The 26775-nt window shown below is 56.8% G+C and carries 25 protein-coding genes and 1 tRNA gene; 15 read left to right on the top strand and 11 right to left on the bottom strand.

Translation table 11 applies throughout. The features are described 5' to 3' along the window. Positions 1 to 21 precede the first annotated feature (21 nt). From AC559A_RS03030 to AC559A_RS03045, 4 genes are read right to left on the bottom strand one after another with little or no spacing between them, the layout of a single operon-like run. A complete protein-coding gene (locus AC559A_RS03030) occupies positions 22 to 663 on the bottom strand; it encodes a type IV pilus inner membrane component PilO (RefSeq protein WP_028572529.1) in 642 nt (213 codons plus the stop codon). Beyond that, positions 656 to 1240, bottom strand: coding sequence for a PilN domain-containing protein (locus AC559A_RS03035; RefSeq protein WP_028572528.1), 585 nt, complete (start codon positions 1238 to 1240; stop codon positions 656 to 658). Before AC559A_RS03035 ends, AC559A_RS03030 begins: the two co-directional genes overlap by 8 nt. After that, the gene (gene pilM, locus AC559A_RS03040; RefSeq protein WP_498816191.1) at positions 1237 to 2295 is read right to left on the bottom strand and encodes a type IV pilus assembly protein PilM; all 1059 of its coding nucleotides are present in this window, start codon (positions 2293 to 2295) and stop codon (positions 1237 to 1239) included. The genes AC559A_RS03035 and pilM overlap by 4 nt, the downstream gene beginning before the upstream one ends. Before the next feature lie 54 nt (positions 2296 to 2349). Beyond that, positions 2350 to 2814 (bottom strand): universal stress protein, encoded by a 465-nt coding sequence (locus AC559A_RS03045; protein WP_028572526.1) that lies wholly within the window; start codon positions 2812 to 2814, stop codon positions 2350 to 2352. Between AC559A_RS03045 and AC559A_RS03050 the strand changes: the two genes are divergently transcribed. The 5 genes from AC559A_RS03050 (at position 2804) to AC559A_RS03070 (ending at position 8182) form a co-directional block, all read left to right on the top strand. After that, complete coding sequence (locus tag AC559A_RS03050; RefSeq protein WP_281172408.1) at positions 2804 to 2926, top strand: hypothetical protein; 123 nt, start codon at positions 2804 to 2806, stop codon at positions 2924 to 2926. The genes AC559A_RS03045 and AC559A_RS03050 overlap by 11 nt on opposite strands. Before the next feature lie 270 nt (positions 2927 to 3196). Then, positions 3197 to 4054 carry a transposase gene (locus tag AC559A_RS03055; RefSeq protein WP_035261743.1) on the top strand — a complete coding sequence of 286 codons (858 nt, stop codon included), beginning with the start codon at positions 3197 to 3199 and terminating at the stop codon, positions 4052 to 4054. Between the two features lie 85 nt (positions 4055 to 4139). Next, the gene (locus AC559A_RS03060) at positions 4140 to 4367 is read left to right on the top strand and encodes a hypothetical protein (protein ID WP_028572525.1); all 228 of its coding nucleotides are present in this window, start codon (positions 4140 to 4142) and stop codon (positions 4365 to 4367) included. Between the two features lie 37 nt (positions 4368 to 4404). Beyond that, on the top strand, positions 4405 to 7443 hold the full coding sequence (gene fdnG, locus AC559A_RS03065; RefSeq protein WP_084032028.1) for a formate dehydrogenase-N subunit alpha: 3039 nt from the start codon (positions 4405 to 4407) through the stop codon (positions 7441 to 7443). Positions 7444 to 7456: 13 nt separating this feature from the next. Further along, on the top strand, positions 7457 to 8182 hold the full coding sequence (locus tag AC559A_RS03070; RefSeq protein WP_498816193.1) for a 4Fe-4S dicluster domain-containing protein: 726 nt from the start codon (positions 7457 to 7459) through the stop codon (positions 8180 to 8182). A gap of 222 nt (positions 8183 to 8404) precedes the next feature. Here the strand turns inward: AC559A_RS03070 and AC559A_RS03075 are convergent, their stop codons facing one another. The 7 genes from AC559A_RS03075 to AC559A_RS03105 form a co-directional block, all read right to left on the bottom strand. Then, on the bottom strand, positions 8405 to 8722 hold the full coding sequence (locus AC559A_RS03075; protein WP_498816194.1) for a hypothetical protein: 318 nt from the start codon (positions 8720 to 8722) through the stop codon (positions 8405 to 8407). A 288-nt stretch (positions 8723 to 9010) separates the two neighbouring features. Continuing rightward, positions 9011 to 9490 carry a MauE/DoxX family redox-associated membrane protein gene (locus AC559A_RS03080; RefSeq protein ID WP_028572520.1) on the bottom strand — a complete coding sequence of 160 codons (480 nt, stop codon included), beginning with the start codon at positions 9488 to 9490 and terminating at the stop codon, positions 9011 to 9013. Continuing rightward, positions 9487 to 11247, bottom strand: a complete 1761-nt coding sequence (locus tag AC559A_RS03085; protein WP_084032027.1) for a rhodanese-like domain-containing protein — start codon at positions 11245 to 11247, stop codon at positions 9487 to 9489. The genes AC559A_RS03080 and AC559A_RS03085 overlap by 4 nt, the downstream gene beginning before the upstream one ends. A 72-nt stretch (positions 11248 to 11319) precedes the next feature. Continuing rightward, entirely contained in the window at positions 11320 to 11883 is a 564-nt protein-coding gene (locus AC559A_RS03090) for a TlpA family protein disulfide reductase (RefSeq protein WP_498816196.1), read from the bottom strand. 31 nt (positions 11884 to 11914) lie between these two features. Further along, positions 11915 to 12643, bottom strand: coding sequence for a response regulator (locus AC559A_RS03095; protein ID WP_028572518.1), 729 nt, complete (start codon positions 12641 to 12643; stop codon positions 11915 to 11917). A 14-nt stretch (positions 12644 to 12657) separates the two neighbouring features. Then, positions 12658 to 14685, bottom strand: coding sequence for an ATP-binding protein (locus tag AC559A_RS03100; protein WP_337833224.1), 2028 nt, complete (start codon positions 14683 to 14685; stop codon positions 12658 to 12660). A gap of 5 nt (positions 14686 to 14690) precedes the next feature. Then, entirely contained in the window at positions 14691 to 15938 is a 1248-nt protein-coding gene (locus AC559A_RS03105) for an ABC transporter substrate-binding protein (RefSeq protein ID WP_028572516.1), read from the bottom strand. Positions 15939 to 16084: 146 nt separating this feature from the next. Here AC559A_RS03105 and AC559A_RS03110 point away from each other — a divergent pair, with 146 nt between their 5' ends. The 10 genes from AC559A_RS03110 (at position 16085) to AC559A_RS03155 (ending at position 26724) form a co-directional block, all read left to right on the top strand. Then, positions 16085 to 17542 (top strand): Ig-like domain-containing protein, encoded by a 1458-nt coding sequence (locus AC559A_RS03110; protein WP_498816197.1) that lies wholly within the window; start codon positions 16085 to 16087, stop codon positions 17540 to 17542. Positions 17543 to 17669: 127 nt separating this feature from the next. Then, positions 17670 to 19079, top strand: a complete 1410-nt coding sequence (locus AC559A_RS03115) for a DegQ family serine endoprotease (protein ID WP_498816198.1) — start codon at positions 17670 to 17672, stop codon at positions 19077 to 19079. Positions 19080 to 19176: 97 nt separating this feature from the next. After that, the gene (gene ispE, locus AC559A_RS03120) at positions 19177 to 20055 is read left to right on the top strand and encodes a 4-(cytidine 5'-diphospho)-2-C-methyl-D-erythritol kinase (protein WP_028572513.1); all 879 of its coding nucleotides are present in this window, start codon (positions 19177 to 19179) and stop codon (positions 20053 to 20055) included. A gap of 27 nt (positions 20056 to 20082) precedes the next feature. Continuing rightward, positions 20083 to 20157 (top strand) — tRNA-Gln (locus tag AC559A_RS03125). A gap of 21 nt (positions 20158 to 20178) precedes the next feature. Continuing rightward, a complete protein-coding gene (locus AC559A_RS03130; protein ID WP_028572512.1) occupies positions 20179 to 21132 on the top strand; it encodes a ribose-phosphate pyrophosphokinase in 954 nt (317 codons plus the stop codon). A 25-nt stretch (positions 21133 to 21157) separates the two neighbouring features. Further along, positions 21158 to 21769 (top strand): 50S ribosomal protein L25/general stress protein Ctc, encoded by a 612-nt coding sequence (locus AC559A_RS03135; RefSeq protein WP_028572511.1) that lies wholly within the window; start codon positions 21158 to 21160, stop codon positions 21767 to 21769. A gap of 183 nt (positions 21770 to 21952) precedes the next feature. Next, the gene (gene pth / locus AC559A_RS03140) at positions 21953 to 22609 is read left to right on the top strand and encodes an aminoacyl-tRNA hydrolase (RefSeq protein ID WP_498816200.1); all 657 of its coding nucleotides are present in this window, start codon (positions 21953 to 21955) and stop codon (positions 22607 to 22609) included. 83 nt (positions 22610 to 22692) lie between these two features. Further along, positions 22693 to 23235 (top strand): CarD family transcriptional regulator, encoded by a 543-nt coding sequence (locus AC559A_RS03145; RefSeq protein ID WP_028572510.1) that lies wholly within the window; start codon positions 22693 to 22695, stop codon positions 23233 to 23235. 673 nt (positions 23236 to 23908) lie between these two features. Next, complete coding sequence (rho, locus tag AC559A_RS03150; protein WP_028572509.1) at positions 23909 to 25156, top strand: transcription termination factor Rho; 1248 nt, start codon at positions 23909 to 23911, stop codon at positions 25154 to 25156. Between the two features lie 83 nt (positions 25157 to 25239). Beyond that, positions 25240 to 26724 carry a beta-barrel assembly-enhancing protease gene (locus AC559A_RS03155; protein WP_498816202.1) on the top strand — a complete coding sequence of 495 codons (1485 nt, stop codon included), beginning with the start codon at positions 25240 to 25242 and terminating at the stop codon, positions 26722 to 26724. The last annotated feature ends 51 nt before the right edge of the window (positions 26725 to 26775 follow it).

Here is a 26775-nt window from a genome sequence, read left to right on the forward strand (position 1 = left end):
TCCTCGGCGAAGAGCGCCGGACTATCTGCGCCGCCTGGTTTGTTGCTGCTGGCTTTGCTGTTCCTGCGCGGCCTTGATTTCCTGCTCGGTCAGGGCCCGGTAGACCTGGATGGTGCTTTCGGCGTTCAGGATGACCGGGCCGGTCCCGGCCGCGGCGGTGGGCTGCAAACGAAGGCGATCCAGACTGACCAGTCGGTCCAATCGGGCCATGCGGTCAAAAAAGGTGATCAGGTTATGGAACTCGCCGCGCATCCGCAACTGGACCTCGCGGGAGGCATAGAAATCGTGCTGAACCTCGTCGCCGGGCTGGAAGAGCATGAACTCGACCCCCACATCCATGCCCAGCCGCTCAATGGCGGCCAAAAGTCGTTCACGTTCCTGGGCGTCCTCGGGCAGCAGCATCTTGGCCAGGAGCAACTCGTACTCCCGGGCCTCCATTTCCTCCTCCAATTCCGGCAGCCTGGCGGCCAGTCGGCGATTGGCTGCGATGGAGGTTTCCAGGTTCCGGATATCCTCTTGCAGCATGGCCTTGCGCTCAAGATTGGGCATGAGCGAAAAAAATGCGTAGCCGCCCACAACGACGACGATCAAAACGACGAGAATCGCCAGCTTATGCAGCTTGTTCAGGTTCTCCAGCCGCTTGACCACGGCGCGACTATCCATGCTCGGCCCTCTCCAGGAAGTAGTCGGCCGGTGGGGGACCGAAGGAGACCCGAAAATGAAACTCCACCAGCGACAGGCCCTGCACCTCCCGGCGCAAGGTTCGCTCCGTCACCACGCCGCGGACAAAGGCCGAGGTCCGGAGTATTTCCACATAGGCGGCAAAGGATTGGTTGTCCATGGCCACGCCCCGCAGTTGCAAAACCCCGTTCTTTTCCAGGTGAAAGGTCTCGAACCAGATCCGCTCTTCCGGCAGCAGGGAAATCAATGCGTCCACATAGCGTACCGGCAGGGTCTGGATACTTCGGATATCCGTGATGATTCGGATTTTTGACTCAATGGACTTCAGCTCGTTCTCCATTCGCCGGACCCGGGCCACCTCGGCCATCAAGGCCAAGTTTTCGGCTTCCCTGGCTTCATGAACGCGTTCCAGTTCCCGGACTTCGGAGCTGATCCATAGATGGGTCAATAAAATCGCGCCCCCGACGAGGACGAAGGCCAGTATCAAAGCGCCAAGGTCCAGGCGCAGGGTGGAAATCCGCGGTCGTTTTTCCGGGGGGAGGAGGTTGATGCGGATCATGGGACCGCCTCCCGCAGGGCCAGCCCGGCGGCCACGGCGTATTGCGGCCCCACGGAACGTAGATAGGCCGCGTCGAACCGGGCCGGGTCCGGCTCCAGCTTGCGCCAGGGGTCGAGGTGGCGAACGTCCAGTTCCAACTCTCGCCCCATCCGACCGGGCAGCCCAGCCAACAGACTGCCTCCTCCGCACAGATACAGGGTTTCAGCGGGTTTGGCTTCCGGTACCGAACCGAGATAAAATCCAATCAGGCGCCGCACCTCGCCCGCCCAGGAGACCACCGCGTCCTCCAGTTCATCCACGATCACGGCCTGTTCCGTGGACGGCAAGTCGCCCGGGCCGTTGATTTTCAATTTTTCGCACTCCGCCCTGGACCGGTTCATCAATTTCGCCAGCCGGTCGGTCAGCTGAAGGCCACCGAAACTCAATTCGCGGTGAAAGACCAATTGCTTGTTCCAGACCACGCAAAACACGCTTAGTTGGCCGCCGATGTCCAAAATGTACTGGGGACGGTCGATCAGTTCCGGATAGTTGAATTCAAAACAGTTGTTCAGAGCGAAGGCGTCCACGTCCATCACCCGGACCTCCAGACCGGCCCGGGTCAGGATGCTCAACCGGTCCTCCACTTCCCGTTTCTTGCTGGCCACTAAGAGCACGTCCACCGTCCCCTCCTTGACTCCGGGACCGAGGTTTTGGTGGTCGATATACACGTCCTGCAGGTCGAACGGGATGTACTGCTTGGCTTCCTTGGCCAGAAAACTTTCCATGTTCGCCGCGGCCTCGGAAGTCACGTTGACCTTCTTGACGATCACGGCATGTCCGGTCATGGCCGAGATCACGCCTTTCTCCCGAATGCCCAGATGCCGCCATAGCTCGGCCAGCCGGTCAGCCGCCTTTTCGCCCTTGTCCATGTCGCCGACGGCCAGGGGAATGCGGCCGATCCGGTTCAAGATCGGCTTGCGTCGTCGCAAGCTCAGGGCGACGACCTTCATCCAGCCGCTGCCCAGGTCTACCCCAGGGGGGGGGCTTTTTTTACGCAGTTCAATGGTAATAGCCAATGGCGGAACTCCGTGCGCTGATGTCGGCGATGATCAGCCTGGGAATCAAGGCGGTCATTTCCCGGGGAAGTCCACGGGACAGAAGGGCCGCAGGGTCAGGACGGGGCAGTTGGCGCTTTTGACGACCTTCTCCGCCACCGAGCCGAAGAGTATCCGGTCGATCCCCTTGCGACCGTGGGTGCCCATGACGATCATGTCCACGCTTTCCTCGTCGGCGCATTTCACGATCTCTTCCGCGGCATATCCGCTGACCACGCGCCCGGTTACGTTGACGTCCGGCAGATACTGCGAAATAAAGGATTCCATGCTCTGTTCCGCTCCGGAGACGATTTCCCCGACGAATGTTTCAATGGAGTTGGGCGGGACGTGAAAGCTGACGTACTGGTTCAGTGACGGGGCCGAGTACAGCAGAATCACCTCCGCTCCAAAGGCCTTGGCCAGGGAATGCGCGTACTCCGAAACCATGGGGCTGACTTCCGAAAAATCAATGGCGCAGAGAATTTTTTTCATGTCCACCATCGTCATATCCTCCCGCGGATTGGGTGAAGTGCAACAACCTCAAGCAAAAATCGGCGACAATCGCCGCTTCTTCAATGCCATGTCTTTATGGTTCTGCCAAAGTGTTAAATAAATGGCAAGGATGGGGAGCGCTTCCTTATTGATTCATGGGAGCGATGCCGATTCTCCAAGGATTTGATTTTCCTGATTATCACCCAAGTATTACCCCAGAGCACACGACGACGCCCTTCTGGATGTTCTTTTCGAACCCGCTTGCCGAACCCTCTACCTGAGGCTGCTTTTCGGGTAAAAGGGGATGGCCCAAAGGAGAAAAAAACGATAGAAGCCAAATCGCCTTCAAAACATATTGCTTTGACTCAGAACTATCGGGTGTCGCCTCATCATGCGGTTAATCGACTATGAACACTACATAAAAAGCGAATCCACGGCTCGTCGCTATCTGCTGAAATTTTGCTGGAAAAACCACCAGCGGTTCTGCCCGCGCTGCAGGCAACGTAAGAACTACCCTCTGACCGACCGCCGACGCCGATGCGCTCAGTGTTCCTACACCTACCATGACTTCAGCGGACGCTGGGTCAACAACTGCGACCTGAGCTGCCGGAATTGGCTACGGATCATCAAGCTGTTTGAAATGGACCTGACCGTACTGGCCATGAGCAAGGAGGTGGATCTGGCCTATAACACGGTGTACAAGGCCGTGACCACCATCCGCTGCGCCATCGCGGCCAGCGCCATCGACGCCAAGGATTTTTTCGGCCCGGAGCGGAGCATTGAGCTGAACACCTCCGGTCGGGTTCTGAGAGTTGTTCCATCCACAAAGCTTTCCACGCCGGTTTTCGGGGTCATTGAGCATTCCGGAGTGGCCTTCGTGGACCTCGTCCTCGGCCTGCGGCCTGAAACGGTCTTCCACTTTCACCAGAGTTTCGGTCTGGAACTGGGGCACTGGGGCAAGACCTACTTCAGCGCGCCGTACCAACGCTACCATGCCCTGCTCTTCTGCACCACAGCCCCTCCGCCCCGTTTTCTGGAATTCACCCTCCCTTCGCAAACACCCTCTCCCGGATCTTCCCCCGACTTCCTCACCTACCTCCTGGACAAGATCCGCCGTTACCGCGGCCTCTCTCCGGAAAAATTCCCCCTGTACGTCAAGGAACTGGAGTTTCGCTACAATCATCGCAACGCGGACATCTTCACTGAAACCGCTGGGCTGCTCTGCCGGTTTGTGCCAAAATTTGGGTAATCAGCTTTTTTATTGACCGCTTTTGCGATTTCTTTCAAGAGGTACCTAACAGATCGAATCTAGAAAAAGCCTCATGGAGATCGCCATGTCCCAACTTGTTTCCTTTGCGGAAAACCTTCCCTTCGTCGGGCTGGGATTCCGGATCAGGCCGTTCGCGACCCAAATTCTGGGCCGTGTCCGGAAGGCCATGCTCTTGGCGTTCCGGAGCACCCGGCTTGGGTGCCGTCCGGGAAGCGAGCGCGAGACGGGCATCCCCCGGGCCTCTGGATACGATCTGTTGGTCATGCAGGCACGAGAGATCCGCGGTCAGTGAGTTTTTTCATCAACCGTCTTTAGGCTAAGGAGGCCGTATGCAGATTAACCGCAGGAATTTTCTTAAATTTTCAGCCGTGGCCGGCTCGGCGCTGGCCTTCGGTGGCTTGGGGTTCGACCTCAAGCCCACCGTGGCTAAGGCGCAATTGCTCCAGTTGAAGGAGGCCAAGGAAACAACCTCAATCTGTTGCTACTGTTCCGTGGGCTGTGGGCTGATCGTGCATACGGCCCAGAGCGGTCCCTACAAAGACCGGGCCGTAAACATCGAAGGCGACCCGGACCATCCGATCAACGAAGGCTCCTTGTGCGCCAAGGGTGCTTCCCTGTGGCAGCTCGTCGAAAACAACGACAGGATGACCAAGGTTCTCTACCGCGCTCCCAACTCCGACAAATTCGAGGAAAAGACCTGGGACTGGGCTCTGGACCAGATCGCCCGCAAGGTCAAGGACGCCCGTGACGCCACGTTCGTCGCCAAGAACGCCCAAGGCCAAGTGGTCAACCGCACCGACGGCATCGCCCATACCGGTTCAGCGGCTCTAGACAACGAGGAATGCTGGTACATCTCCTCCTTAATGCGTTGCTTCGGCTTGGTGTACATAGAACACCAAGCCCGGATCTGACACAGCGCCACTGTAGCGGCTCTGGGAGAGTCGTTCGGACGCGGTGTGATGACCAATCACTACATCGACCTGATGAACAGTGATTGCATTTTGATGATGGGCGCCAACCCGGCGGAAAACCATCCCGTTTCTTTCAAATGGGTCATGAAGGCCAAGGAAAAAGGCGCGACCCTGGTCAACGTGGATCCTCGTTTCAACAGGACCTCCTCCAAGTCCGACCTCTATGTGACCATGCGTTCGGGAACGGACATCCCGATCCTGGGCGGGATGATCAAGTACATCATCGACAACGAACTGTACTTCAAGGACTACGTCGTCAACTATACCAACGCCGCCTTCCTGGTGAATCCCGATTTCGGTTTCGAGGACGGCCTGTTCACCGGCTTCAATCCCGAGACGGCTTCCTACGACAAGGCCACCTGGACCTTCCAGATGGACGAGCAGGGAATCCCCAAAAAGGATCCCAGCCTGAAGGATCCCAACTGCGTCTTCCAGTTGATGAAAAAGCACTACGAGCGCTACGATCTGGACCGGATCGAAAAAACCTCGGGTACACCCCAGGACCAGCTTCTGGCCCTGTACAAAACCTTTGCGGCCACCGGCGCTCCGGACAAGTCCGGGACCATCATGTACGCCATGGGCTGGACCCAGCACACCACCGGCGCACAGATCATCCGAACCATGGCCATGATCCAGCTCCTGTTGGGCAACATGGGCATGGCCGGTGGCGGGGTGAACGCCCTGCGCGGCGAGTCCAACGTTCAGGGTTCCACTGACCAGGCTCTGCTGTTCCACATTATTCCCGGCTATAACCCCACACCCCGGGCTGCCATGGCCACTTTCGAAGACTACCAGAAGGCCACGACTCCGGTGTCCAACGACCCCAAGAGCGCCAACTGGTGGCAGAACAGACCCAAGTACGTGGCCAGCCTGCTCAAGGCCATGTATCCGGACAAGGACCCGAACGAAAGCTATAACTACATGCCCAAGCTGGACGCCGGCCAGAACGCTTCCTGGTTGGTGCTCTTCGACCACATGCTTCAGGGCAAGTTCAAAGGCTATTTTGCCTGGGGCCAGAACCCGGCGGCCTGCGGTGCGGACTCCAACAAGACCAGAAACGCTCTGGCCCAGTTGGACTGGCTGGTAGTGGTCAACCTGTTCGACAATGAAACCGCCTCCTTCTGGAGAGGCCCGAACATGGACCCGGCCAAGGTCAAGACCGAGGTCTTTGTTTTGCCTCCGGCTGTCTGGTGCGAAAAGGAAGGCTCCATTTCCAACTCCGGACGCTGGGTGCAGTGGCGCTATGCCGGTCCCAAGCCCATGGGCGATTGCATCCCGGATGGCGACATGGCCCTGGAGTTGGTGCGCAGGGTCCGCGCTCTGTATGAAAAAGAAGGCGGTGCTTTCCCGGATCCGATCATGAACTTCAACACCGCTGGCGTTACCAATCCGGACAAGAAGTTCCCGCACGATTTCGATCCGCATCGAGTGGCCAAGCTGCTCAACGGCTACTTCGTCAAGGACGTGAAGATTGGGGACACCACCCACAAGGCCGGAACCCAGGTGCCCAACTTCACCGCTCTCCAGGCCGACGGTTCCACGGCCTGCGGCAACTGGGTCTACAGCGGTTGCTACACCGAAGCCGGCAACATGATGGCCCGCCGCGACAAGACCCAGACTGAAATGCAGGCCAACATCGGCATCTTCCCGGCATGGTCTTGGGCTTGGCCCCTGAACCGCCGCATCGTGTACAACCGGGCCTCTTGCGATCCGCAAGGCAAGCCCTATGCGCCGCATAAGGCTGTCATCGCCTGGGACGGCAGCAAGTGGGTCGGCGATGTGCCGGATGGAGGATGGGCACCAAGCGAGCGGCATCCCTTCATCATGACCGCGGAAGGCTACGGCCGGTTGTTCGGTCCGGGGATGGCCGACGGTCCTTTCCCCGAGCACTTCGAAGCCATGGAATGTCCTTTTGAGGAGCATCCCTTCTCCAGCCGTCTGCACAATCCCACGGCCCTGGAGTTCGCCGGTGAAGCGATCAAACGCGCGGTTTGCGATCCGCGGTATCCCTTCGTGGGCACGACCTATCGGGTCACCGAACACTGGCAGTCCGGGGTCATGACCCGCTGGACGCCCTGGCTGTTGGAATGCATGCCGCAGAACTTCGTGGAAATTGATCCCGAGCTGGGCAAGCTGCGCGGCATTGAAAGCGGTGACAAGGTCATCGTGGAAAACATGCGCGGCAAGATCGAAGCCGTGGCCATCGTCACGCCTCGCCTACAGCCGATAAAATCCATGGGCCAGACCATTCACATGGTCGGCACCACATGGCACTACGGATGGGTGCATCCTCGTGATGGAGGCGATTCGGCCAACCTGCTGACGCCGTCCGTAGGCGACCCGAACACCTTCATTCCCGAGACCAAGACATTCATGGTCAACATCCGCAAGGCCTAAGGAGGAGTGCGATATGCAAGGTAAAAGCTTCTTTGTCGATCTGACCAAGTGCACGGCCTGCCGAGGCTGCCAGGTGGCCTGCAAGCAGTGGAAGAAACTCCCGGCGGAAGAAACCAGGAACTGGGGCTCGTTCCAGAACCCCAAGGATCTGTCCTTCATTACCTATAAACTGGTGCGGATGACCGAGGCCATGGAAGGCGAGAAGTTCAAGCAGTGGTATTTCTTTCCGGACCAGTGCCGACATTGCGTCTACCCGCCCTGCAAGATGGTCGGCGACTATGACGACGACCAAGCCATTCTGCATGATCAGGAGACCGGGGCGGTTCTGTTCACCGAACGGACTAAGAACCTGGACGGGCAGCAGATCAGGGAATCCTGTCCGTACGACATCCCCCGCTGGGATGAGGAAACCAAGATTCAAACCAAGTGCGACATGTGCATCGACCGGGTCCAGAACGGTTTGCTCCCGGCCTGTGTGCTGAGCTGTCCCACCGGAACCATGCAGTTCGGGGATTCGGATGAAATCCTGGAAATCGCTAAAAAGCGGCTGGAAGAAGTCAAGAAGTACAAACCCAACGCCGCGCTGACCGATCCCAACGACGTCCGGGTGATTTTCCTTACCGAGGACAATCCTCGGGAGTACTTCAGGTATGCCGTGGCATCCGCGGACATCCCTGTACTCAGCCGTAAAGCCGCTCTGGCCAAGGCAGTCTCGCCGGCCAGACGGATTTTCGGATAGTCTCTTTTCTCTCACCCTCCTTCGTCTTGACCGGGGCCCCGTGGGCCCCGGTCGCTTTTTTAGTATCTGCTCAGCACATTATGCGTCCGCTCTTGCTCCGGCAATCGGTATCGGTATCGGTATCGAAGTCGGAACAGAAAAAAATGGGAACGCATCCCAGCGTTTTCGATCCCGATACCGACACCGGCAACGGCACTACTCGGTGCTGAGTAGTTACGCTTTTTATTGCCTCTCCAGCACGATCACCCCGACGCCGGGAATGTCAACTTTTAGCCGGGTCGCCTCCACGATGTCCCCGGTGATCACGCCTCCGGTTCGGGTATGCAGCCAAATCTCACCCCCGCGCTGCTTCCAGCGAAACGATACCACGTCGAAATCCGTCTCCCAGGTCCCCTGACCATTGGGCTGCAAGTCCAGCAACACAAAATGCTCCGCTTCGGAAGGGCTTTGATACTTGCCCACCAGGTGCGACGGGTCGGAGCAGGCAGTGATCAGGAAAAAAGCCAAGCCTGCTACACCGAGACAAAGTAATCTGAGCATGGAACACCTCGCCGGAAGACAGAAGTCAGAGGTCAGAAGTCAGAAGTCAGAAGTCAGAAGTCAGAGGGCAGGGGGAGGGGCAGAATTGTTCCCGCTCTACGGGCGCTTTGAATCGAAATCGAAATCGTGATCGAAATCGATTTCTGGTAGCATTTCGATTTCGATTTCGATAGCGATTTCGATGAGTCCTGGCCCACTCTGGAGTTTCCTCCTGAACATACTGCAATCTGCCACTCTGAAATTATCGAGATTTTGGATGATCCCCAAAATGTCGCTGAAGTGCCTGGATCAGGCAATTTTTTCAATCCTGGAGGTGAAATGGTTCTCCAGGTGCAAAATCTTGTCGAAGTAGTAGATGTGGACGGTCATGGCCACCCAGATCAGGTCGCGGACCACCGTCCACCAGGATATCGGGTCCTCGACACTGCTGAAGCAACCACAGGGGATGGGCGAGTCGCGCAGCAGGTTGACCACCACGGCAATGGTAAACATGACCAGCATTCCGCCGATCAGCACCACAGCGGATTTGGCCCGGAAACCGATGATCAGCAAGACGCCGCAAACCAGCTCGAACCAGGGCATGAACACGGACAGCACGTTCACCGCCCAGTAGGGGACCAACTGGTAGCTGGCGATGGTTTCCGCGAACTCAGCGGTATAGCTGATCTTGTACATGCTCGCGTAGATGAACAGCCCGCCGATATACAATCGCAGTGCCAGGGCCACGTACTCATGGGTCAGTAGTCTGACCAGCGGATTTTTCGTCATGGCTCCACCGGAAGCCCGTTGCGTTGCCATTGCCGCAGGCCACCTTCCATGACCCGCACATTGACCATGCCGCGCTCCTTGAGCTTGGCAGCCACCTGTTCGTCATATCTTCTACTGATGTTGCGGCCGTAGACGACAACGTCCTTTTCCGGATCCAGCATGGCGAAGCGCATGGAATAGACGAAGTCGAACAGGTTCAAAGGCAGATTCTCCGCGCCGACGATACGCGACTGATTGTAAAACTCCGTGGGCCGAGCGTCTAAAAACAGCGCGCCTTGTGACTCATGCTTGAGCTTGGCCCAGGCCACGTCGATATAATCGGGCCGAGGCTGACCCCAGGTTTCGGGCAACAGCGAAATGCCGCCGGGACTGGAGGCGTTGAAGACCAAGGCCAGGACCAGACTGACCAAGGCCAAAGCCAGACAGTCGAACAGGCTTACCCGTTTAATGCGCAGGGTTTCGGAGCGCAGCAAGGAGCTGAAGCGATTGGCGGTCGCCTCCAGCAGGCTGATGGTCTGGCGGCTTTGTTGCAGTTCGTCCAATGTTTGGCGCAGTTCGGCGTTTTTGCGCAACAGGTCGCTGTTCAGTTTTTGGATGGTTTCAAAGGCCAGGGCATTGCCCAGGCTGACCAGAAAGCCCTGGAGCAGGGCGGGCAACAATTCCCGCTCCCCTTGATCGTCCTCGGACCGGGCAAGACTGTTTCCGATTCCCGCGAGCCCATACCAATTGTCATCCAACAGGAACGCGGCGCCGACTTGCGACGTCTCGGCCAATTCCAAGGCCTGGAGTTCGTCTTGGGTCAGCACCTGATAGTGCTTTTCTCCCTGGGCCGGGACAAACGGAGGATGCAGCAGGGAACGGAAGACGGCATCCAAGCGCTGGGCATCAAAGACCGGAGAAGTATCGTCGCCGAACCCTCGAGTCACGATTTCGATCCGGTTGTCACGTCGATCCCACAGCACGATGAACCCCTGTTGGGCGCTGAACGTGCCCATGACCGACAGGAGAAATGAGGAGAGCAGGGTCTTGGCGTGGAGGTTTCCGCTGAGTTCCCGAGTGGTGTCGCAGATGGACTTGAAGTGAAAGTAACGGCGATCCAGGCGGGTCTGGATGTCCTGGGAAGCCAGCAACGCCCCCTGAAGCTCGGTGTTTCTCGCTTGCAGTTCTTCGTTCAGGCCGCGGATGGTCTCATTCACGCTTGCGGAGGCCAGGGCGTCCATAAAGGCCGTGACCAGTTGCAGCACGAAATCTTCATCCTGGTGGTCGTAGGCCGAGCCGTTGACCTTGGGGCCATAGCCCAAGACTCCGAAACGATGCTCGTCCAGGTACCACTCCACCACGACGCGCAACGGCTCGGGCAGACCGGGCTTTTCGGGGGACTCGTTGATCACCACGACCAGAACCTGCCGGGAAAGCATCTCGCCTTCGTTGTGGATTTTGGCGGATACGGACTGAACTGCATCGGGCAGCCGTTCCTTGTCGGACTCGGGCAGTCCGCGCAAGACGAGATGCTGCCGGCCTGAACGGCGATCCTGGGCAACGAGCAAGCCCTGAGCCGTTCCCAGAGCCCCCATGCTCATCAGGACGAAAGTCTCCATGACCTCCTTCGGGTCGGTCAACCGACTCAGTTCGCTGACCGTCTCGAACAAGGCGTCCAGATGAAAGGCACGACGCTCTCCGGATGACTCTCTGGAAGCCTCTACAGGGGGCTGTAAAGGCGGTCCCGCTGAGGGGTTCGGAGCCCGGCGCTGATCCATGTCGTATCCTCGACCGAATCCCCGGCGCGAGACGCTGGGGAAATCGGTGGTCTGGAATCAGGAAAACAAGATTCAGGGTAACTGTTTGAGCCGATTGAAGAGACTGTCGATATCCGTGCGGCCCAGGTGAGTGTAGAGGACGGAGCCGTCACGATCCAGGATAAAGGTGTACGGGGTGTCCGGTTCACCGATCAGTTTGTGCAAGGCATAGTCCCCATCCTGAAGAATGGGAAAGGGAAAGCGCCATGTCCGGTGAAGGTGCGCGATTTCCATCGGCGTGGCTCCGACGGCCACGGCGACCATGGCTACCTTGCCCGCCATTTCCGCGTCGCGCTGAACTCGTTGGTACAGGCGCAGGATGTCCGGAGCCTGGTTATGGCAGATAGGACAGTAAACGCCGACGATCTCAATCAAAAAGAGGTCCCGCTCCATGTCCGCCAAAGCCAAGCTGTCCTGTTCCTCCTCGAGGCTCAGGTAAATTCGATGGTCCGGGACCTCCGGAGCGGGGAACGTAAAGGCCAAAATCTCCGGATGTCGTTCACCGACGCCCAGAGGTCCTGCGGCGAAAGCCTGGCCGACGAGCAACGCCAGCGACAACCATACCAGAACCAAGTATCTGCCTGCAAATCCGCGCATATTTGTTCTCCGAGGATTACGTGAAAGTGGTTTAAGCCGGCATGCCGCTCAACACGGAGCGCGCCTCGGCTTCATCCTGAACGATCCGGGCCAGTTTGGTCACCCCGACCATTTCGAACACCTTGCGAAAATTCTCGGCCAGACCGGTGAGGATCACGGATTGGCCGCGCTGCTTGCTCTCCGTCAGGAGCTGGATCAGAACGGCGATGCCGGCGCCGTTGATCGAGGCGTTCTCGTTGAAGCGAAAAAGAATTTTGGGGACGTTCCAGGCCGAGATGTGACCGTAAGCCTCCAATAGCACCGGCTCGGAGGCGGCGTTGACGTTGCCGCGGATGTCGATGCAGGCCATATCGTCCTCCTGGACCCAGGAAATCTCCCTTTCCTCGTTTTCGGCCATGGTCAGCCGTTCCTCGGCGCGTCGCAAGGCTTGGTCCAGGGCGGCTTTCTGAATCGGCTTGTTGATGAAGTCCGTGGCGTTCATGTTCAGCGCACGGATGGCCAGATCCAGGTCCCCGTGCCCGGTGATGATGATCACTTCAGCCAGGGGATTGATCTCCTTGATGCGCTTGAGGACCTCCAGGCCGTCCATCCCGGGCATTTTGATGTCCGTAATCACGATGGACGGTTGCTCTTTTTGGAAAACGACCAACCCATCCTCGCCGTTCTCCGCGGTGAACACCGTAAATCCGTAGGCGTTCAAAAACAGGCGAAACATGGACAGGGTCGGCTTTTCATCGTCGATAACGAGTATTTTGCGCATCAGCCAGCCTCCATTCATTCCTGAGTAACGGGAAACGAAAGCACGAAGGTCGTACCTTCACCCTCCTCACTCTTAATGTCGATAGTCCCATCATAATCCTTGATGATGCCGTAAGAAATGGACAGCCCAAGCCCCATGCCCATCCCCGTCTGTTTTGTTGTGAAAAACGGATCGAAAATCTTTTCCGCCACGGACGGACTCATTCCGCACCCGGTATCCGACACGGTCAGGCAAACCCGGTCTTGATCCAGGAAGGAGCGGATCACGATCTCCCGGCGTCCTTCCTCTTCCAGGGTCTTGTAGCGGCTTTGAATCGCATCCCTGGCATTGGTGACCAGATTGAACAAGACCTGTTCCAAACGATTCACATGAGCCGACACCGGTGGAAGGTTTTCGCCCAGGTCGAGGGTAACAACGATGTTTTGCAGGCTCAACTGATGGGCCATGATGGACATCACTCCGCGCACCGGCTTGTTGATGTCGATGGGCTCCTTGGAGAAGTCCGACTTGCGACCGAATTCCCTTAAATGATTGATGATCTCCGTTGCCCGGTCTACTTGGGCGCTCATTTCATTGCTGATTTCGCACAAACTTTCGTTGGAAAGCGGCATTTGCTCATTCACCGCCATGTCCAGGAATTCGCTGCCCATCTTGATCATGTTCAACGGTTGATTCAGTTCATGGGCGATCCCCGCGGAAAGCTGGCCCAGGCTGGTCATTTTGCTGGCCTGGATCAACTGGGCGTCTTTTTCCAGCATTTCCGTGATGTCCGAGGTGGATACGATGATCGCGTCGCGTTCCAGGTAGCGCGTTTTGCAGGCCACCACGTTCACGTAAAAGGGCACTTCCCCTTTCTTGAAATGCATGGCCTTGGGATAGATGAAGCTTTCAGCGCCAGGATTGTCCTGGAAATAGGCGGTAAACCGATTCTTGAACTCCGGCGCCAGCTCCAGAAACGACGTCTTCAGCATCTCCTCCTTGGAATAGTCGTACGTGCTCAAGGCGCTGGGGTTGGCGTCCAAAATTCGGAATGTGCGGGTGCTGAGCACGAAAATCGGGGCCGGACCGCTTCGGAAGAGGGAGCGGTATTTTTCCTCGGACTCCCGGACTCGGTTGCGGTAGAGCTTGATGCTGCGAACCATGTGCTTGAAGGAATCCGCCAGCTGTTCCACCTCGTCGCCGGACTTTTTCTTTTTGACCACGCAATCCGTGCAGTAGGCGGGTTTCTCCGGGGTGTAGTCGGGGCTGACCCGGCCCAGGGTCTTGTCCACGTACCAACAGGGCAGGTCCATGTTGTAGTAGGCCGGACAGTGCTCCTCCTTGTCCGCATCCTCCAGTCCCAAGGGTTTCATGTCCAGGTTGCCCCGGGTGATCTCGTCGGCCAGTTTGGTCAACTGGGTCAACGATCTGGTCACGTACTTGGAGAGTTTATGGCTGACAAGAAAAATAATAAGGAAAATTGCGCATATAAAGCCAAGGAATGTAATGCGCAACTTGCCGATTAACTGGTCGATGTGTTTTTGCTTCAAACCGACGTGAACGGTGCCGATGGGGTAGATGCCTTCCCAAATCGGCACGGCGATGTCGTAGACCGAGGCGTCGTCGATGATCAACTTGGTCACGCTGTACTGCTTGTCCGCTGGAATGGGGTTGGCGGAAATCAACGGTTCCGGAAACGGACGGATGAAGGTATGCGACAGGACGTTTCGCTCATCGTCCAGGATAAAGATGTATTCCACGAGCATCCGCCGCTCGCCGAGTTGGGCCGCGTCAAAGATCAGACTGACCAGATTCGGGTGGTCCCGGGTCAACACGTAGCCGCGGCCCTGGTCCGCAATGCTTTGAGCGATGGCGATGCCGCGACCGGTCAGTTCATTGACCAGGCTGGAGATCAGAATCCACCTCGCCAACAGGGCGATGGCCGCGCTGATGACCAACACCATGGCCAGGGTGGAGAAAAATATCTTGTTCTTGAGGCTGGCTTCTCGCAAGGAACTCATCATGCTCCTCGGGGTCGATCCGAACCGTTTCGTATCCGGCATGAGGTCTATTCCGAACAAGTCGCCGACGGATCATGCCGCACTTCCGCCGTGAGCCGGTTCCAATCGGTCAAGATCACCAGCCGTCCATTCTGGATGATCGTGAAGTAAACCCGCTCCAACCCTTGATGGTTCGTCGGCCCGAAAGACAGGGTGTTGGCGATGCCCAGGGAATAGTTCTGGATGGATTGAATGGCGTCGATGAAGCGCGCCCTGCTCAGGTTGCGTCCAGCCCGTCGCAGCCCCTCCACCAAGACCTTGGCGTTGATGTAGCCTTCCAGGGCCACAAGGTTGGGCTGATCCTCCGGAAAGGCACGTTTATGCCGCTCCAGATACTCCACCACGCCCCACAGCAAGGCTTGCGATTCCAGCGAGTCCGGAGGAGGAACCACCTGAGAGATGATGACCCCGTCTCCGTCCTTGCCCAGGATGCGGGCCAATTCCTCGGATCCCACGAACGAAACGTTGTGAAATAGTGGAGAGAACCCGCGAGAACGGGCCTGCTTGATGAACTTCGCGCAGGCGTCGTAGGTTCCGACCATGATCACGGCCTCGGCCTGGGATTCCATGATGGCCTCCAAGCCCTCATCAATGTCCTGGGTGCCGCGGGTGTAACTGCCCCTGGCCACCGGCGCCAAATCATACGCCCGCAGGGCCAGCTCGGTTCCTTTCAATCCATCGAAACCATACGCGTCATATTGATAAAATACGGCGATTCTGGTCAGGCCGAGGTCTTCGACAAAATGGCGAACGACTTCCTGAGTTTCTTGATAGTACGAGGCCCGAATATTTACGATATTCCGATTGAACGGTTCCCGAAACGCGTTCGCCCCGCTGAAGATTCCCAGGAGGGGTATTTGAGCTTGCTCGATCAATGGGAGAATCTTGACAGTGGTCGGAGTGCCGACGTAACTGAAGAGCGCGAAAACTTGGTCGTCAACGATCAGCTTCTGCGTGTTCGCAAGGCATCTTGGCGGATCATATCCGTCATCATAGGCGATCACCCGAATCTTGCGTCCATGCACCCCGCCCTGCTCGTTGACATGATTGATGTAGGACAACGCCCCGTTCAGGGTCTGTGTTCCCAAAAAACCGGCATGCCCGCTGAGCGCCAACGACGAGCCGATCAAAATCTCCGATTCGTTCACACCAGGAACATCGTTCAGGGGCGAGTCGTCATGGACGCTTTGGGAACAGGAGAGGAGAAGGCCGGTCACGGCAACCATGACAAGAATATGGTGAATTCTCACGAACATGATCTCCTTGAAGATGTTGGCAATTCACTCTCGATATAATTGGCAAAATGAGCGAGTCGCTTGCCGCGGGGCAAATTTTCTCTTAACTTAGTAACCCTGTAACCCATTCACCATATGTCTGACAATAACCTTCGAGAGGCACAATCATGATTTTACGTTCATTCCGCGGGTACTTTCTCGTTTTCGTCACCCTGCTTCTGATTTCCTGCGGCGGAGGGAGTACGGTTACTTCAGCTTCCTTGACGTCCGAAGACGGGAATTACAATCTCTCGAAAGGAGCGCGTACAATTCTTGTCGCCAGTGCTCAGACCAGCGTGACCGGCAACACTCTCGGAGAAAAAGTCGCATTTTCTTTGCGCCATAATGAATCTGGCGCCACACTGGACGTTATTAACGACAGACTGGACGGGAGTGGTCTAGCCAAGGCATATTTCATCGCAGGTCCAAAAGACGGTGTGGATATTGTAGAGGCCTCTTTTGAAAGCGGAGCACGGGCGACAGTGACCATTTACGTTGGTGCAGTTAACATCGTCGGAAATATTCGCCTCGAAGCATTCAGCGATTCTGGTGTTGGCGTAGGACCATCTGCTGCATGGCGGATCAGGGCCACAGTAACTGACACCAGCGGAATGCCTCTTGTTGGAGTCAATGTGAATTTCAGCACCAACAACGGCAGCCTGTCGGCGGCTCCAACTACAAACGAAGCTGGCCAAACGGAAACCATTCTATCCGGCTTGCCTCATAACCAAGGTGCCAGAGTCTGGGCCACAGCCGGTGGGATTTCTGTCTCCATTCAAGTTGGGGGCCGGGGTCCTGACGAGGATGTGCGCTCCATCAGGCTTGAAGCTCTCGGAAACAATATTATCCGAGCTACAGTCCTGGGCGTTGGCAACCAGCCTCTTCCTGGAAAGGTCGTCAACTTCAGCACGAATATCGGTGAGCTTACAACTCCTGGAGCTACCGACGCCAACGGCATGACTACAGTGACCTGGTCTGCACCGCCTGGAACAACGTCCGCCAGGATCACCGCTACCTCCGAGGGAGTGACCGAATCCATTACCGTACAATACGACGCCGACATCCCAAGAGTGCACTCCATCAGGCTTGAAGCTTTCGGAAACAATATTATCCGAGCTACAGTCCTGGGCGTTGGCAACCAGCCTCTTCCTGGAAAGGTCGTCAACTTCAGCACGAATATCGGTGAGCTTACAGCTCCTGATGCTACCGACGCCAACGGCATGACTACAGCGACCTGGTCTGCACCGCCTGGAACAACGTCCGCCAGGATCACCGCAACCTCTGAGGGTGTGACAACAACCCTCAATGTAACCTTTGATGATCCTGAAAGACCACGCATCAGCAGCATCAGGCTTGAGCAGTTCAGTACGCAAGTTCGAGCAACTGTGCAGGACGCTGCGGGTCGTCCTGTACCAAATGTTGAAGTCAACTTCGGAATCAGCGAAGGAACCATCGCTGCTACAGGTACTACCAATGTAAACGGAATCGCTGAGGCCGGAGTCACCAATTTGAACCCGGGCGATACCGCAACCGTGACCGCCAGGGTTGACAACGTGTCAAGGACTCTTACCTACATTCAACCCTAAGCCTGTTTGACCGGAGCGGTGAAGTTAGCCCGCTCCGGCCATATTCCATTTAATTGCCCCCGGCATGGAGACGAACATTCTTCTCACTCATCTCCATGCCGGTAATTTCGCGTTCTGGAGGTTTTTTATGTTCCCTAGGAAAGTTTTTCCCCTTTTACTGCTGTTCCTGCTCTTTTGCTCACCCGCTCACGCCCGGCTCCCCGAATTCACCGACTTGGCCGAAAAATCAGCTCCGGCGGTGGTGAACATCAGTTCCGTGCGCATTGTTTCCGGAGATGACAGTTTGCGACAATTTTTCTCTCCGTTTCAGCGTCGAGGAGGACCTTTTGATGATTTTTTTGAGCAATTCGAGAGGTTTTTCGGTGATCAGGCTCCGACCAGGCGTTCTCAGTCGCTGGGTTCCGGCTTCATCATCTCTGCAGACGGCTTCATCGTGACCAACAATCATGTGATCCGCGACGCCTCGGAGATCACTGTCAACTTGCTGGATAACGACACCTCCTACCAAGCCGAGGTCGTCGGGCGAGACGCGGAAACGGACTTGGCCCTGCTGAAGATTGAGGCGGATCGGCCCTTGCCCGTATTGGAGTTCGGAGATTCGGACCAGGCCAAGGTCGGTCAGTGGGTCGTGGCCATCGGAAACCCTTTCGGCTTGGCCCATACGGTGACCGCCGGGATCGTCAGCGCCAAGGGCCGAATCATCGGCTCCGGTCCCTACGACGACTTTATCCAGACCGACGCCTCCATCAACCCCGGCAACAGCGGCGGTCCGTTGCTGGACATGCAGGGGCGGGTGATCGGAATCAACACGGCCATCGTCGCCTCGGGGCAGGGCATCGGCTTCGCCATCCCCAGCACCATGGCCCGCGGAATCATCGCCCAGTTGCAGGAAAACAAGATGGTTCAGCGTGGATGGTTGGGCGTGACCATTCAGGATCTAGACGATAACTCGGCCAGAGCTCTGGGTCTGACGTCCACCCGAGGCGCATTGATCGCCGAGGTGATCCCGGACGAACCCGCCGCCAAGGCGGGACTGCGCTCCGGGGACGTGGTGGTTTCCATCAACGGACAGGCAGTGGTGGACTCCGGCTCTCTTTTGCGGGTCGTGGCCCAGCAGACTCCCGGTGAATCGGTCAAGGTCGAGGTGATGCGCCAAGGCGAAAAGCAGTCCTTTACTGTCACCCTGGGCACCAGGGATGCGGAGCGTCTGGCCCAACGCGGTGCGCCGTCCCCCAGGGCGGAGGACCAGGAAACATCCCTGGGGGTCTCCTTGCGCCCCATCGACGAGCGTGAAGCCAGGGCCATGGGCATGACCCGTCCGCAAGGCCTGCTGGTCACCGCCGTGGAGGTCGAATCCGAAGCCGCCCGAGCCGATGTTCGCGCCGGCGACATCGTCATGGAAGCTAACCAACAGCCCGTCAACTCCGTAGACGACTTTCAACGGGTCCTGCGTGAAGACGCCACGGAAAAGGGCGTGGTCATGCTGCTTATCCGCCGACAGGCCCAAACCATCTTCCGGACCATTCCCCTGGAATAGACTCTCTCGCTTCAAGCAACCTCAAAAGGGCGGCGCTTCGAAACGCCGCCCTTTTTTTATTGTGATTTCTCCGTGGATCGACTATGCGGCAACGATCATGTCCACGCCTCATTTTTTGCCGACGAAACTGCTCGCGGGCTGCAAAGTCAATATTTTTTTGGAAATCCTCGGGCTTCGAGACGATGGATACCACGACTTGGCGACGCTGTTCCTGCCGCTGCCGACCCCGCACGACGTTTTGACCGTCACCCCCAGCGCCTCCGGTACCGGACTGACGCTGACCTGCTCCGAGGATGCGGTGCCTCACGAAGAGAACATCCTCGCCAGGTGCTATGAGTATTTCGGTAGAACGACGGGTTTTCGACCGGACGTGAACGTTCACCTGCAAAAAGACATCCCCATGGGTGCCGGACTCGGGGGCGGCAGCAGCGACGCGGCGGCCTTCCTGAAATTCCTGAACGACAGAGCCGGTGCTTTGCGCTTGAATGACGCCGACCTCATTTCCTTGGCGGGCAATCTTGGAGCGGATGTCCCGTTTTTTTTGCTTAACCGCCCGGCATGGGCCACCGGACGAGGCGATCGCTTGACTCCGGTTTGCCTTCCTTTTGACGGGCTGACCGTGGTATTGGCCTGCCCCCGGGTCCATGTTTCCACAGCCTGGGCCTACAAGGCCTGGGACGAGACGTGCCTGGAAAAAACATCGCCCCCCTTTCCCTTGACACCGCAAATCGCTCAGGATATGTTCCCCGCTTTGCCAATTTCCGTCTTTCGCAACAGCTTTGAGTTGCCGGTGTTCGCGGCGCATCCACGATTGCGGCTCGTTAAAGAAATGCTTTTGTCCTGCGGCGCCGGCGGCGCGGTCATGAGTGGAAGTGGAGCAAGCTTGTTCGCCGTGTTCCGCGCATCCGCCCAAGCGGAGAAAGCGGCCGGCCGCGTCCGGGAGTGGGACATTCCTACGTACGTCTATCCTCTCTAGCCCTCGAAACTCGGCAAATTGATCAATTGGGGTGTCGCCAAGCGGTAAGGCACGGGTCTTTGGAATCCGCACTCGGAGGTTCGAATCCTCCCACCCCAGCCATTTAATTCAAGGAATCTCTTCATGGCTCTCCATGGCGAACTGAAAATCCTCTCCGGTTCCGCGAACCCCCCCCTGGCCAAGGCCATCTGCGATCACCTGGGTACCAGATTGACGCCTTGCCTGGTTGAAACATTCAGCGACGGAGAGATTCGAGTCGAGATCGGCGACAATGTCCGCGGAGACGATGTCTTCGTCGTGCAGCCCACCTGTGCCCCCGTCAACTACAACCTGATGGAACTGTGCCTTGTGCTGGACGCTCTGAAGCGAGCCAGTGCCAAGCGGGTCACCGCCGTGATTCCGTATTACGGCTACGCCCGGCAAGATCGCAAGGTGGTCCCCCGTGCGCCTATCAGCGCGAAGCTCGTGGCCGACTTTCTGACCGTCGCCGGTGTGCATCGCCTGTTGACCATTGATCTTCATGCCGGACAGATTCAGGGTTTTTTCAACATTCCCGTGGACAATCTCTACGCGGCCCCGATTCTGCTCGACAATATCAAGAAATTGACCGACGTTCCCGAAGACTTGGTTATCGTTTCACCCGATGCCGGCGGTACGGAGCGGGCCCGAGCCTATGCCAAACGCCTTTGCGCGAGCTTGGCCATCATCGATAAACGCCGGGTCTGCCCCAATCAGGCTGAAGCCATGAACGTCATCGGCGACGTGGAAAACAAGGTCGCGGTGGTGCTCGACGACATGATCGACACCGCCGGGACCATGGTCCAGGCAGCCAAAGTGCTCATGGACAAGGGGGCAAAAAGCGTCGTGGCTTGCGCCACGCATGGCGTTCTTTCCGGTCCCGCCGTGAAGCGCTTGCAGGATTCGGCCTTCAACCAAGTTTACGTTACGGACACGATTCCCTTGAAAAGCGAGGCCCTAGCCTGCGACAAGATCCATGCGCTGTCCGTGGCCAGCATTCTGGCCAAGGCGGTGCACAACATCCACACCGAATCCTCGGTCAGCGTCCTCTTTGTCTAATCAATTCCCTTAAGGAGATACAGGCATGTCCAATCAATCAACCCTTAGCGTCGATGTCCGCTCTGAAACCGGTACGGGGCAATGTCGCAGGCTGCGCAACAAGGCTTCTGTCCCGGGCATTTTTTACAATGCCCAAGGAGCGAACGTGCTTTTTTCCGCTGAGCGGACACCGCTTCAAAAACTGTACAACAAGGTCGGGCTCTCGCAGGTCTTTCAACTGGAAATCAAACAAGACGGTGAAGCCCAGCGACACCCGGCGATCATCCGTGATATTCAGTACCATCCCGTCAAGGGTGCCATCACCCATGTCGATTTTTTCGGAGTGGACTTGACCAAGAAGATCAATGTCTACATCCCCGTTGAAGTCACCGGCAAGCCCAAAGGCGTCGTGCTCGGCGGCATGCTGGAAATTTTTCGGGACGAACTTGAGGTCGTCGGTCTGCCTATGTCCATTCCGAAGAAAATCGTCATCGACGTCACGGCGTTGGAGATCAACCACAACGTGCATGTTCAGGACCTGAAGCTCCCCGATAACGTGGAGTTCGTATTTGAAGACAACTTCGCGGTGGTCGGCGTCGTCAGCCCCTCGGCCGGCGATTCCGAGACCGAGGAAGGGGAAGCGGAAAAGGGCGAGTAATCATTCTCCCGCCTTGGCCGAACTTCTTAAACCTTTGGCCAAGGCGGAGATTTTTTCTCTCCGGGCGTCGCCGCCCTCCGCTTTCCCGGCAATTCATCGTCACGGCGTACGAATTTCGTATGGCTCCGCGGCACCCCCGGGTAACGCCGCTCGAACTCCTTTCTTCTTTTTCCTTAGCTCCACATGCAAAGCCGAGGCTTTCGCGGGCTCATTGTTGGTCTGGGCAATCCCGGCCCGGAATACGAGCGCACTCCGCACAACATGGGTTTTTTGGCCCTGGATGCTCTTTTTTCCGCTTCTCCAAACGTTTGGCAAGCCGTAAAGGCTCCAGTGGGAAAGTGTGAACTCCATCGAGGAGAGAGCAACGGCTCAACCTGGTTGGCCGTCAAACCCTTGACCTACATGAATCGCAGCGGAGACGCCGTTGGACCGCTGGCCCGATGGTACCGCATCCCCGCGGAGCAAATCCTCGTGGTTCATGATGAACTTGACCTCCCTCCCGGCGTCCTGCGCTTCAAAATGGGAGGAGGCGCCGCCGGGCACAAGGGGATACTGTCCATCGTTCAATCCTTGGGAACAAACGCTTTCCCCAGGCTGCGCGTCGGCATAGGCCGTCCTCCGTCCGGTCATGATCCGGCGGGTTATGTCTTGCGCCCCTTTCACGGAGAAGGGCTGGCCGCCCTTTCCGGGACACTGACCACGGCGGTCACGGCGGTCACGATGTTTTGCACCAAGGGGTTGGCCGCGGGAATGCAAGAATTACACGGCAGTCAACGGAAAGCCGAGCTTCGAGCCAAACCGACCGACCCTCCTTTGATTTCTCATGAGAGAAAATTATAGACTCTTCGTCGACTTCAGGATATTGTGAAAAAAGTCATTAGGGGATTATGCTCGATCAGTACCTCATATCAGGAGTGGTGAACGTGTTCTCGGTTAACGACTTGGTAGTTTACCCGGCACAAGGTGTTGGAAAAATCGAGAAAATCGAAAGTCAGGAAATCGGTGGTTGTCCGACGAACCTGTACATTATTCGTATCTTGAACAACAATGTCATGGTCATGGTTCCCGTGCACAACGCCGTGAACGTCGGCCTTCGCGCCTTATGCACCAGCGAACAGGGCGAAGATATGTTGGGATATATCCGGGACCGATCCGACTTTACCGGATACACGGGTCAAAACTGGAACCGAAGATACCGCGAATACTCGGAAAAACTTAAAAGTGAAAACCTCCGGGATGTTGCCTATGTCCTCAAGGAACTGATCCTGATCGGCAAGGACAAGGAGCTGTCCTTCGGAGAGCGACGCCTACTGGAACAAGCTTTGCATTTAATTACCACGGAACTGGCTTTTTGTCTGGACAGCACTCCGGCCGACATCCGTACCAAAATCTATTCTTTTTTTGAAGACATTCTCAAGCCCGCTGAAGAAGATCAAAGCACCGAGCCGGAGCAGGAGGAAAAGTGAGACCTCGTCGGCTTGCTCTTCGACTCGACTTACGGCCAAGGCCGTTTTTCCTCACGAAGACTGAATTTCCCGGCCTGATCCCGGCATGAGCGGGGTCTTGATCATCAGCAACAATCTAAAGCAGCGATTTCTTTCCACCAAGCAAAGCACCTCGCTGGAGCTTCGAAAAAATCTTGCCAAATCGAGCTGTTGTTCGGTAGGTTAAAAAGAACGCGTCATTGGTGTCGAACTGTCTCGGTTTTTCATTTTCATTCCATTCCATCCACGCAAATTTGACTCATCGCTTCTCTATTGCACCGACCGCTTGTCAAAATTTCTTTTTCCATATAAGGCCATCTTCCATCCACGCATGACCATCTTCATACTTAGTTTCTCCGGCGCAATATTCCGGGACGCCGTGCGACGTCAAACGTCGATTTCACACGACTTACTATACTAGCGTAGCATATCCGCTTTTTTGCATATCACATAACGTTGCCTATTTTCGACACACCACTCTTCCTTGTTTTAGGCCATTTCTTTTTTCCGGTGTTTTGATTTAACATCGGTTCTTCAATCGTGTTGCGACATGACTCATTCCATGTCCAATCATATTTTTGTTCTTCTTTTGAATAGATCAGCAATGCCGTTTTACTGAAACTTCTTGCGGGAGATTAGAGCGAAGGTACGAATTATGAACTTGTCCGAATTGAAAACCAAGTCCATGTATGAGTTGACTGAACTGGCGAACCAGTTCAAGGTGGAGAACCCGAGCAACTTGCGGAAACAGGAGCTTATTTTCGCGCTTCTGCAAGCCTGCTCATCACAAAACGGCTCCATATTCGGAGAAGGCGTATTGGAGATCCTTCCCGACGGGTTCGGCTTTCTTCGTTCGCAGATGTACAGCTACATGCCCGGGCCGGACGACATCTACATATCTCCATCCCAAATTCGACGATTCGGTTTGCGTACCGGCGACGTCATCTCCGGACAAATCCGCCCCCCCAAAGACGGCGAGCGATATTTCGCCTTGCTCAAGGTCAAGGAAATCGGCTTCGCCCCACCGGAAAAGTCCAAGCAACTGGTCCTGTTCGACAACTTGACTCCCATTTACCCGGACAAGCGCTTTGTCATCGAAAACGGCAAGGAAAACTACGCTTCGCGGATCATTGATCTGCTCACGCCCATCGGCATGGGACAACGCGGACTGATCGTCGCGCCGCCGCGAACCGGGAAAACCGTTCTGCTGCAAACCATCGCCAACTCCATCAGCACCAACCATCCGGACATCTACCTGATCGTGCTGTTGATCGACGAACGTCCGGAAGAGGTCACGGACATGGCGCGGACCGTCAACGCGGAGGTCGTCAGCTCCACCTTCGACGAGCCCCCGACCAGGCATGTGCAGGTTGCCGAAATGGTTCTGGAAAAAGCCAAGCGCTTGGTGGAACGCAAGTACGACGTCGTGATTCTCCTCGACAGCATCACCCGCCTGGGACGCGCGTACAACACGGTCACCCCCTCTTCCGGTCGCGTCCTGTCCGGCGGCCTGGACGCCAACGCCCTCCAGCGCCCGAAACGATTTTTCGGCGCGGCGCGAAACATTGAGCAAGGCGGAAGCCTGAGCATCATTGCCACGGCATTGATCGACACCGGGTCGCGCATGGACGAGGTCATCTTCGAGGAGTTCAAGGGAACCGGTAACATGGAGATCTATCTGGACAGGCATCTGGCCGACAAACGCATGTTTCCGGCCATCGACATCAACCGCTCCGGGACCCGCAAGGAGGAACTCCTGCTCAGCGAGGACGTCCTGAATCGCGTCTGGATTTTGCGCAAGGTGCTTTCTCCCATGAATACCCACGATTCCATGGACTTTCTGCTGGGCAAGATGCGCGGCAGCAAAGGCAACCGCGAGTTTTTGGACATGATGAACAAATAGTCCTCAGCGAAGTTCCGGCGAAACATCGCCAAGGGCGACGCCGGTCGTCTTGCACGCTGCCTTTTCATGACTATATTCGGAGGATGCCTCCGTTGCTCTCCCCTCGACTCCGATCGGCCCAAACCCGACGCCCGGCAATTCGGCCGTTTCCGAGAACAATCCGTCGGCTCGAGCCTTTCTATGTCGCATTCCTCGGAATCGTCGTCCTGCTGGCGCTGGCCTTTTCCGCGATACGGCCCCCAACGGCTTCCGCCCAATTGTCCCTGGGCCGGTTTACCATCTCCGATGAAATCGAACTGGGCCGTAAATTCAACATTCTGATCAGGTCCCGCATGCCCCTGGTCGAGGATCCGGAAGTCCTCACCTATGTCGAAAGCGTCGTGGAGCAGTTACGGGTCCATATGCCGCCACAGCCGTTCCCCATTCAGGTCGGGGTGATCCGGCATGGTGCGCTCAACGCCTTTGCCGGGCCCGGGGGCCACATCTTCGTCCATACAGGCCTTTTGCAACACCTGGACAATGAATCGGAGTTCGCCGGGGTCGTGGCCCACGAACTGGCCCACGTTTCCCAACGCCACATCGCCAGCCGCATTGAAAAGGCCCAACTCGTCAATCTTGCGTCCTTGCTCGGAATTCTTGCCGGAGTTTTTCTGGGAGGAGACGCCCAGTCCGCCATGGTTTACGGGTCGGTGGCCGCTGGGCACAGTGCCATGCTCGCCTACAGTCGAGAGGATGAAAGGGAAGCCGACCAGGTTGGGATGAACTATCTCGTGGCCGCCGGATTTCCACCACAAGGCATGGTCCAATCCTTTGAAACCATCCGGAAGCTGCGCTGGCTCGGCGGCTCGTTCCCTTTGTATCTGAGCACCCACCCTGGAGTTGAAGAGCGGATTTCCTATCTCAAGGATCGCGTGGACAGAATGCCCCCGGAAGTCCGGAACCGCCAGGAGCGCAACACCGCCTACCAGCGGGCCCGGATGCTGGTCATGGCCCGCTATACGGAACCGGACAAAGCCTTGGCCTTTTTTCATGAGGACAGGCTTGATCCCTGCCTGAACACCCTCGGAAAAGCCATTGCTCTGGATCGGGGCAACCAAATCCTTGAAGCTCGATCCGCTTTTGAACAGGCCTTGGCCTGTGCTTCCGGAGACTCCCTGGTCCTGCGGGAGGCAGGTGACTTTTTTCTGCGCCAGGGGGATTTCGACGTCGCGGTTCGCCACCTCCAGGATGCGGTTCTGCGCAACCCCAAGGACCAAATGGCGCTCTATCATTACGCCAGAGCGCGAATCGCCCTTGGCCAACCCACCGAAGCCATTCCTCTTTTGGAACGCATCCTGGCTCAGCTTCCCGAGCAGTCCGCGGTTCATGCCTTGTTGGGCAGAGTCCTTGGACAGGAAGGGCGTCTTTTTTCCGCGCATCTCCATCTCGCCTATGCCGCTCTCTATTCCAGAGACAAACGGCAATACCAGTTTCATCTGACGCGGGCTCAGGAGCATTCACATACCCGGGATGAAGCCGAACTAAGCAAACTTCGCGAGGTGTTCAAGGAACGTGAAGAGTTTTTGTAAGACGCCTTGAGGGGACTGAAAATAGAAAACGGACGGGCGGCACCTTTGCCG

Source organism: Desulfonatronum zhilinae (genome assembly GCF_900182865.1).
Lineage (GTDB): Bacteria > Desulfobacterota > Desulfovibrionia > Desulfovibrionales > Desulfonatronaceae > Desulfonatronum > Desulfonatronum lacustre.

What these genes read in the sequence shown, in the direction of transcription:
- AC559A_RS03030 (WP_028572529.1), bottom strand. Translation starts at nt 663, where the DNA reads ATGGATAGTCGCGCCGTGGTCAAGCGGCTGGAGAACCTGAACAAGCTG.
- AC559A_RS03035 (WP_028572528.1), bottom strand. Translation starts at nt 1,240, where the DNA reads ATGATCCGCATCAACCTCCTCCCCCCGGAAAAACGACCGCGGATTTCC.
- AC559A_RS03050 (WP_281172408.1), top strand. Translation starts at nt 2,804, where the DNA reads ATGTCCACCATCGTCATATCCTCCCGCGGATTGGGTGAAGTGCAACAA.
- AC559A_RS03045 (WP_028572526.1), bottom strand. Translation starts at nt 2,814, where the DNA reads ATGGTGGACATGAAAAAAATTCTCTGCGCCATTGATTTTTCGGAAGTC.
- AC559A_RS03055 (WP_035261743.1), top strand. Translation starts at nt 3,197, where the DNA reads ATGCGGTTAATCGACTATGAACACTACATAAAAAGCGAATCCACGGCT.
- AC559A_RS03060 (WP_028572525.1), top strand. Translation starts at nt 4,140, where the DNA reads ATGTCCCAACTTGTTTCCTTTGCGGAAAACCTTCCCTTCGTCGGGCTG.
- AC559A_RS03070 (WP_498816193.1), top strand. Translation starts at nt 7,457, where the DNA reads ATGCAAGGTAAAAGCTTCTTTGTCGATCTGACCAAGTGCACGGCCTGC.
- AC559A_RS03075 (WP_498816194.1), bottom strand. Translation starts at nt 8,722, where the DNA reads ATGCTCAGATTACTTTGTCTCGGTGTAGCAGGCTTGGCTTTTTTCCTG.
- AC559A_RS03080 (WP_028572520.1), bottom strand. Translation starts at nt 9,490, where the DNA reads ATGACGAAAAATCCGCTGGTCAGACTACTGACCCATGAGTACGTGGCC.
- AC559A_RS03085 (WP_084032027.1), bottom strand. Translation starts at nt 11,247, where the DNA reads ATGGATCAGCGCCGGGCTCCGAACCCCTCAGCGGGACCGCCTTTACAG.
- AC559A_RS03090 (WP_498816196.1), bottom strand. Translation starts at nt 11,883, where the DNA reads ATGCGCGGATTTGCAGGCAGATACTTGGTTCTGGTATGGTTGTCGCTG.
- AC559A_RS03095 (WP_028572518.1), bottom strand. Translation starts at nt 12,643, where the DNA reads ATGCGCAAAATACTCGTTATCGACGATGAAAAGCCGACCCTGTCCATG.
- AC559A_RS03100 (WP_337833224.1), bottom strand. Translation starts at nt 14,685, where the DNA reads ATGCCGGATACGAAACGGTTCGGATCGACCCCGAGGAGCATGATGAGT.
- AC559A_RS03105 (WP_028572516.1), bottom strand. Translation starts at nt 15,938, where the DNA reads ATGTTCGTGAGAATTCACCATATTCTTGTCATGGTTGCCGTGACCGGC.
- AC559A_RS03110 (WP_498816197.1), top strand. Translation starts at nt 16,085, where the DNA reads ATGATTTTACGTTCATTCCGCGGGTACTTTCTCGTTTTCGTCACCCTG.
- AC559A_RS03115 (WP_498816198.1), top strand. Translation starts at nt 17,670, where the DNA reads ATGTTCCCTAGGAAAGTTTTTCCCCTTTTACTGCTGTTCCTGCTCTTT.
- ispE (WP_028572513.1), top strand. Translation starts at nt 19,177, where the DNA reads ATGTCCACGCCTCATTTTTTGCCGACGAAACTGCTCGCGGGCTGCAAA.
- AC559A_RS03130 (WP_028572512.1), top strand. Translation starts at nt 20,179, where the DNA reads ATGGCTCTCCATGGCGAACTGAAAATCCTCTCCGGTTCCGCGAACCCC.
- AC559A_RS03135 (WP_028572511.1), top strand. Translation starts at nt 21,158, where the DNA reads ATGTCCAATCAATCAACCCTTAGCGTCGATGTCCGCTCTGAAACCGGT.
- pth (WP_498816200.1), top strand. Translation starts at nt 21,953, where the DNA reads ATGCAAAGCCGAGGCTTTCGCGGGCTCATTGTTGGTCTGGGCAATCCC.
- rho (WP_028572509.1), top strand. Translation starts at nt 23,909, where the DNA reads ATGAACTTGTCCGAATTGAAAACCAAGTCCATGTATGAGTTGACTGAA.
- AC559A_RS03155 (WP_498816202.1), top strand. Translation starts at nt 25,240, where the DNA reads ATGCCTCCGTTGCTCTCCCCTCGACTCCGATCGGCCCAAACCCGACGC.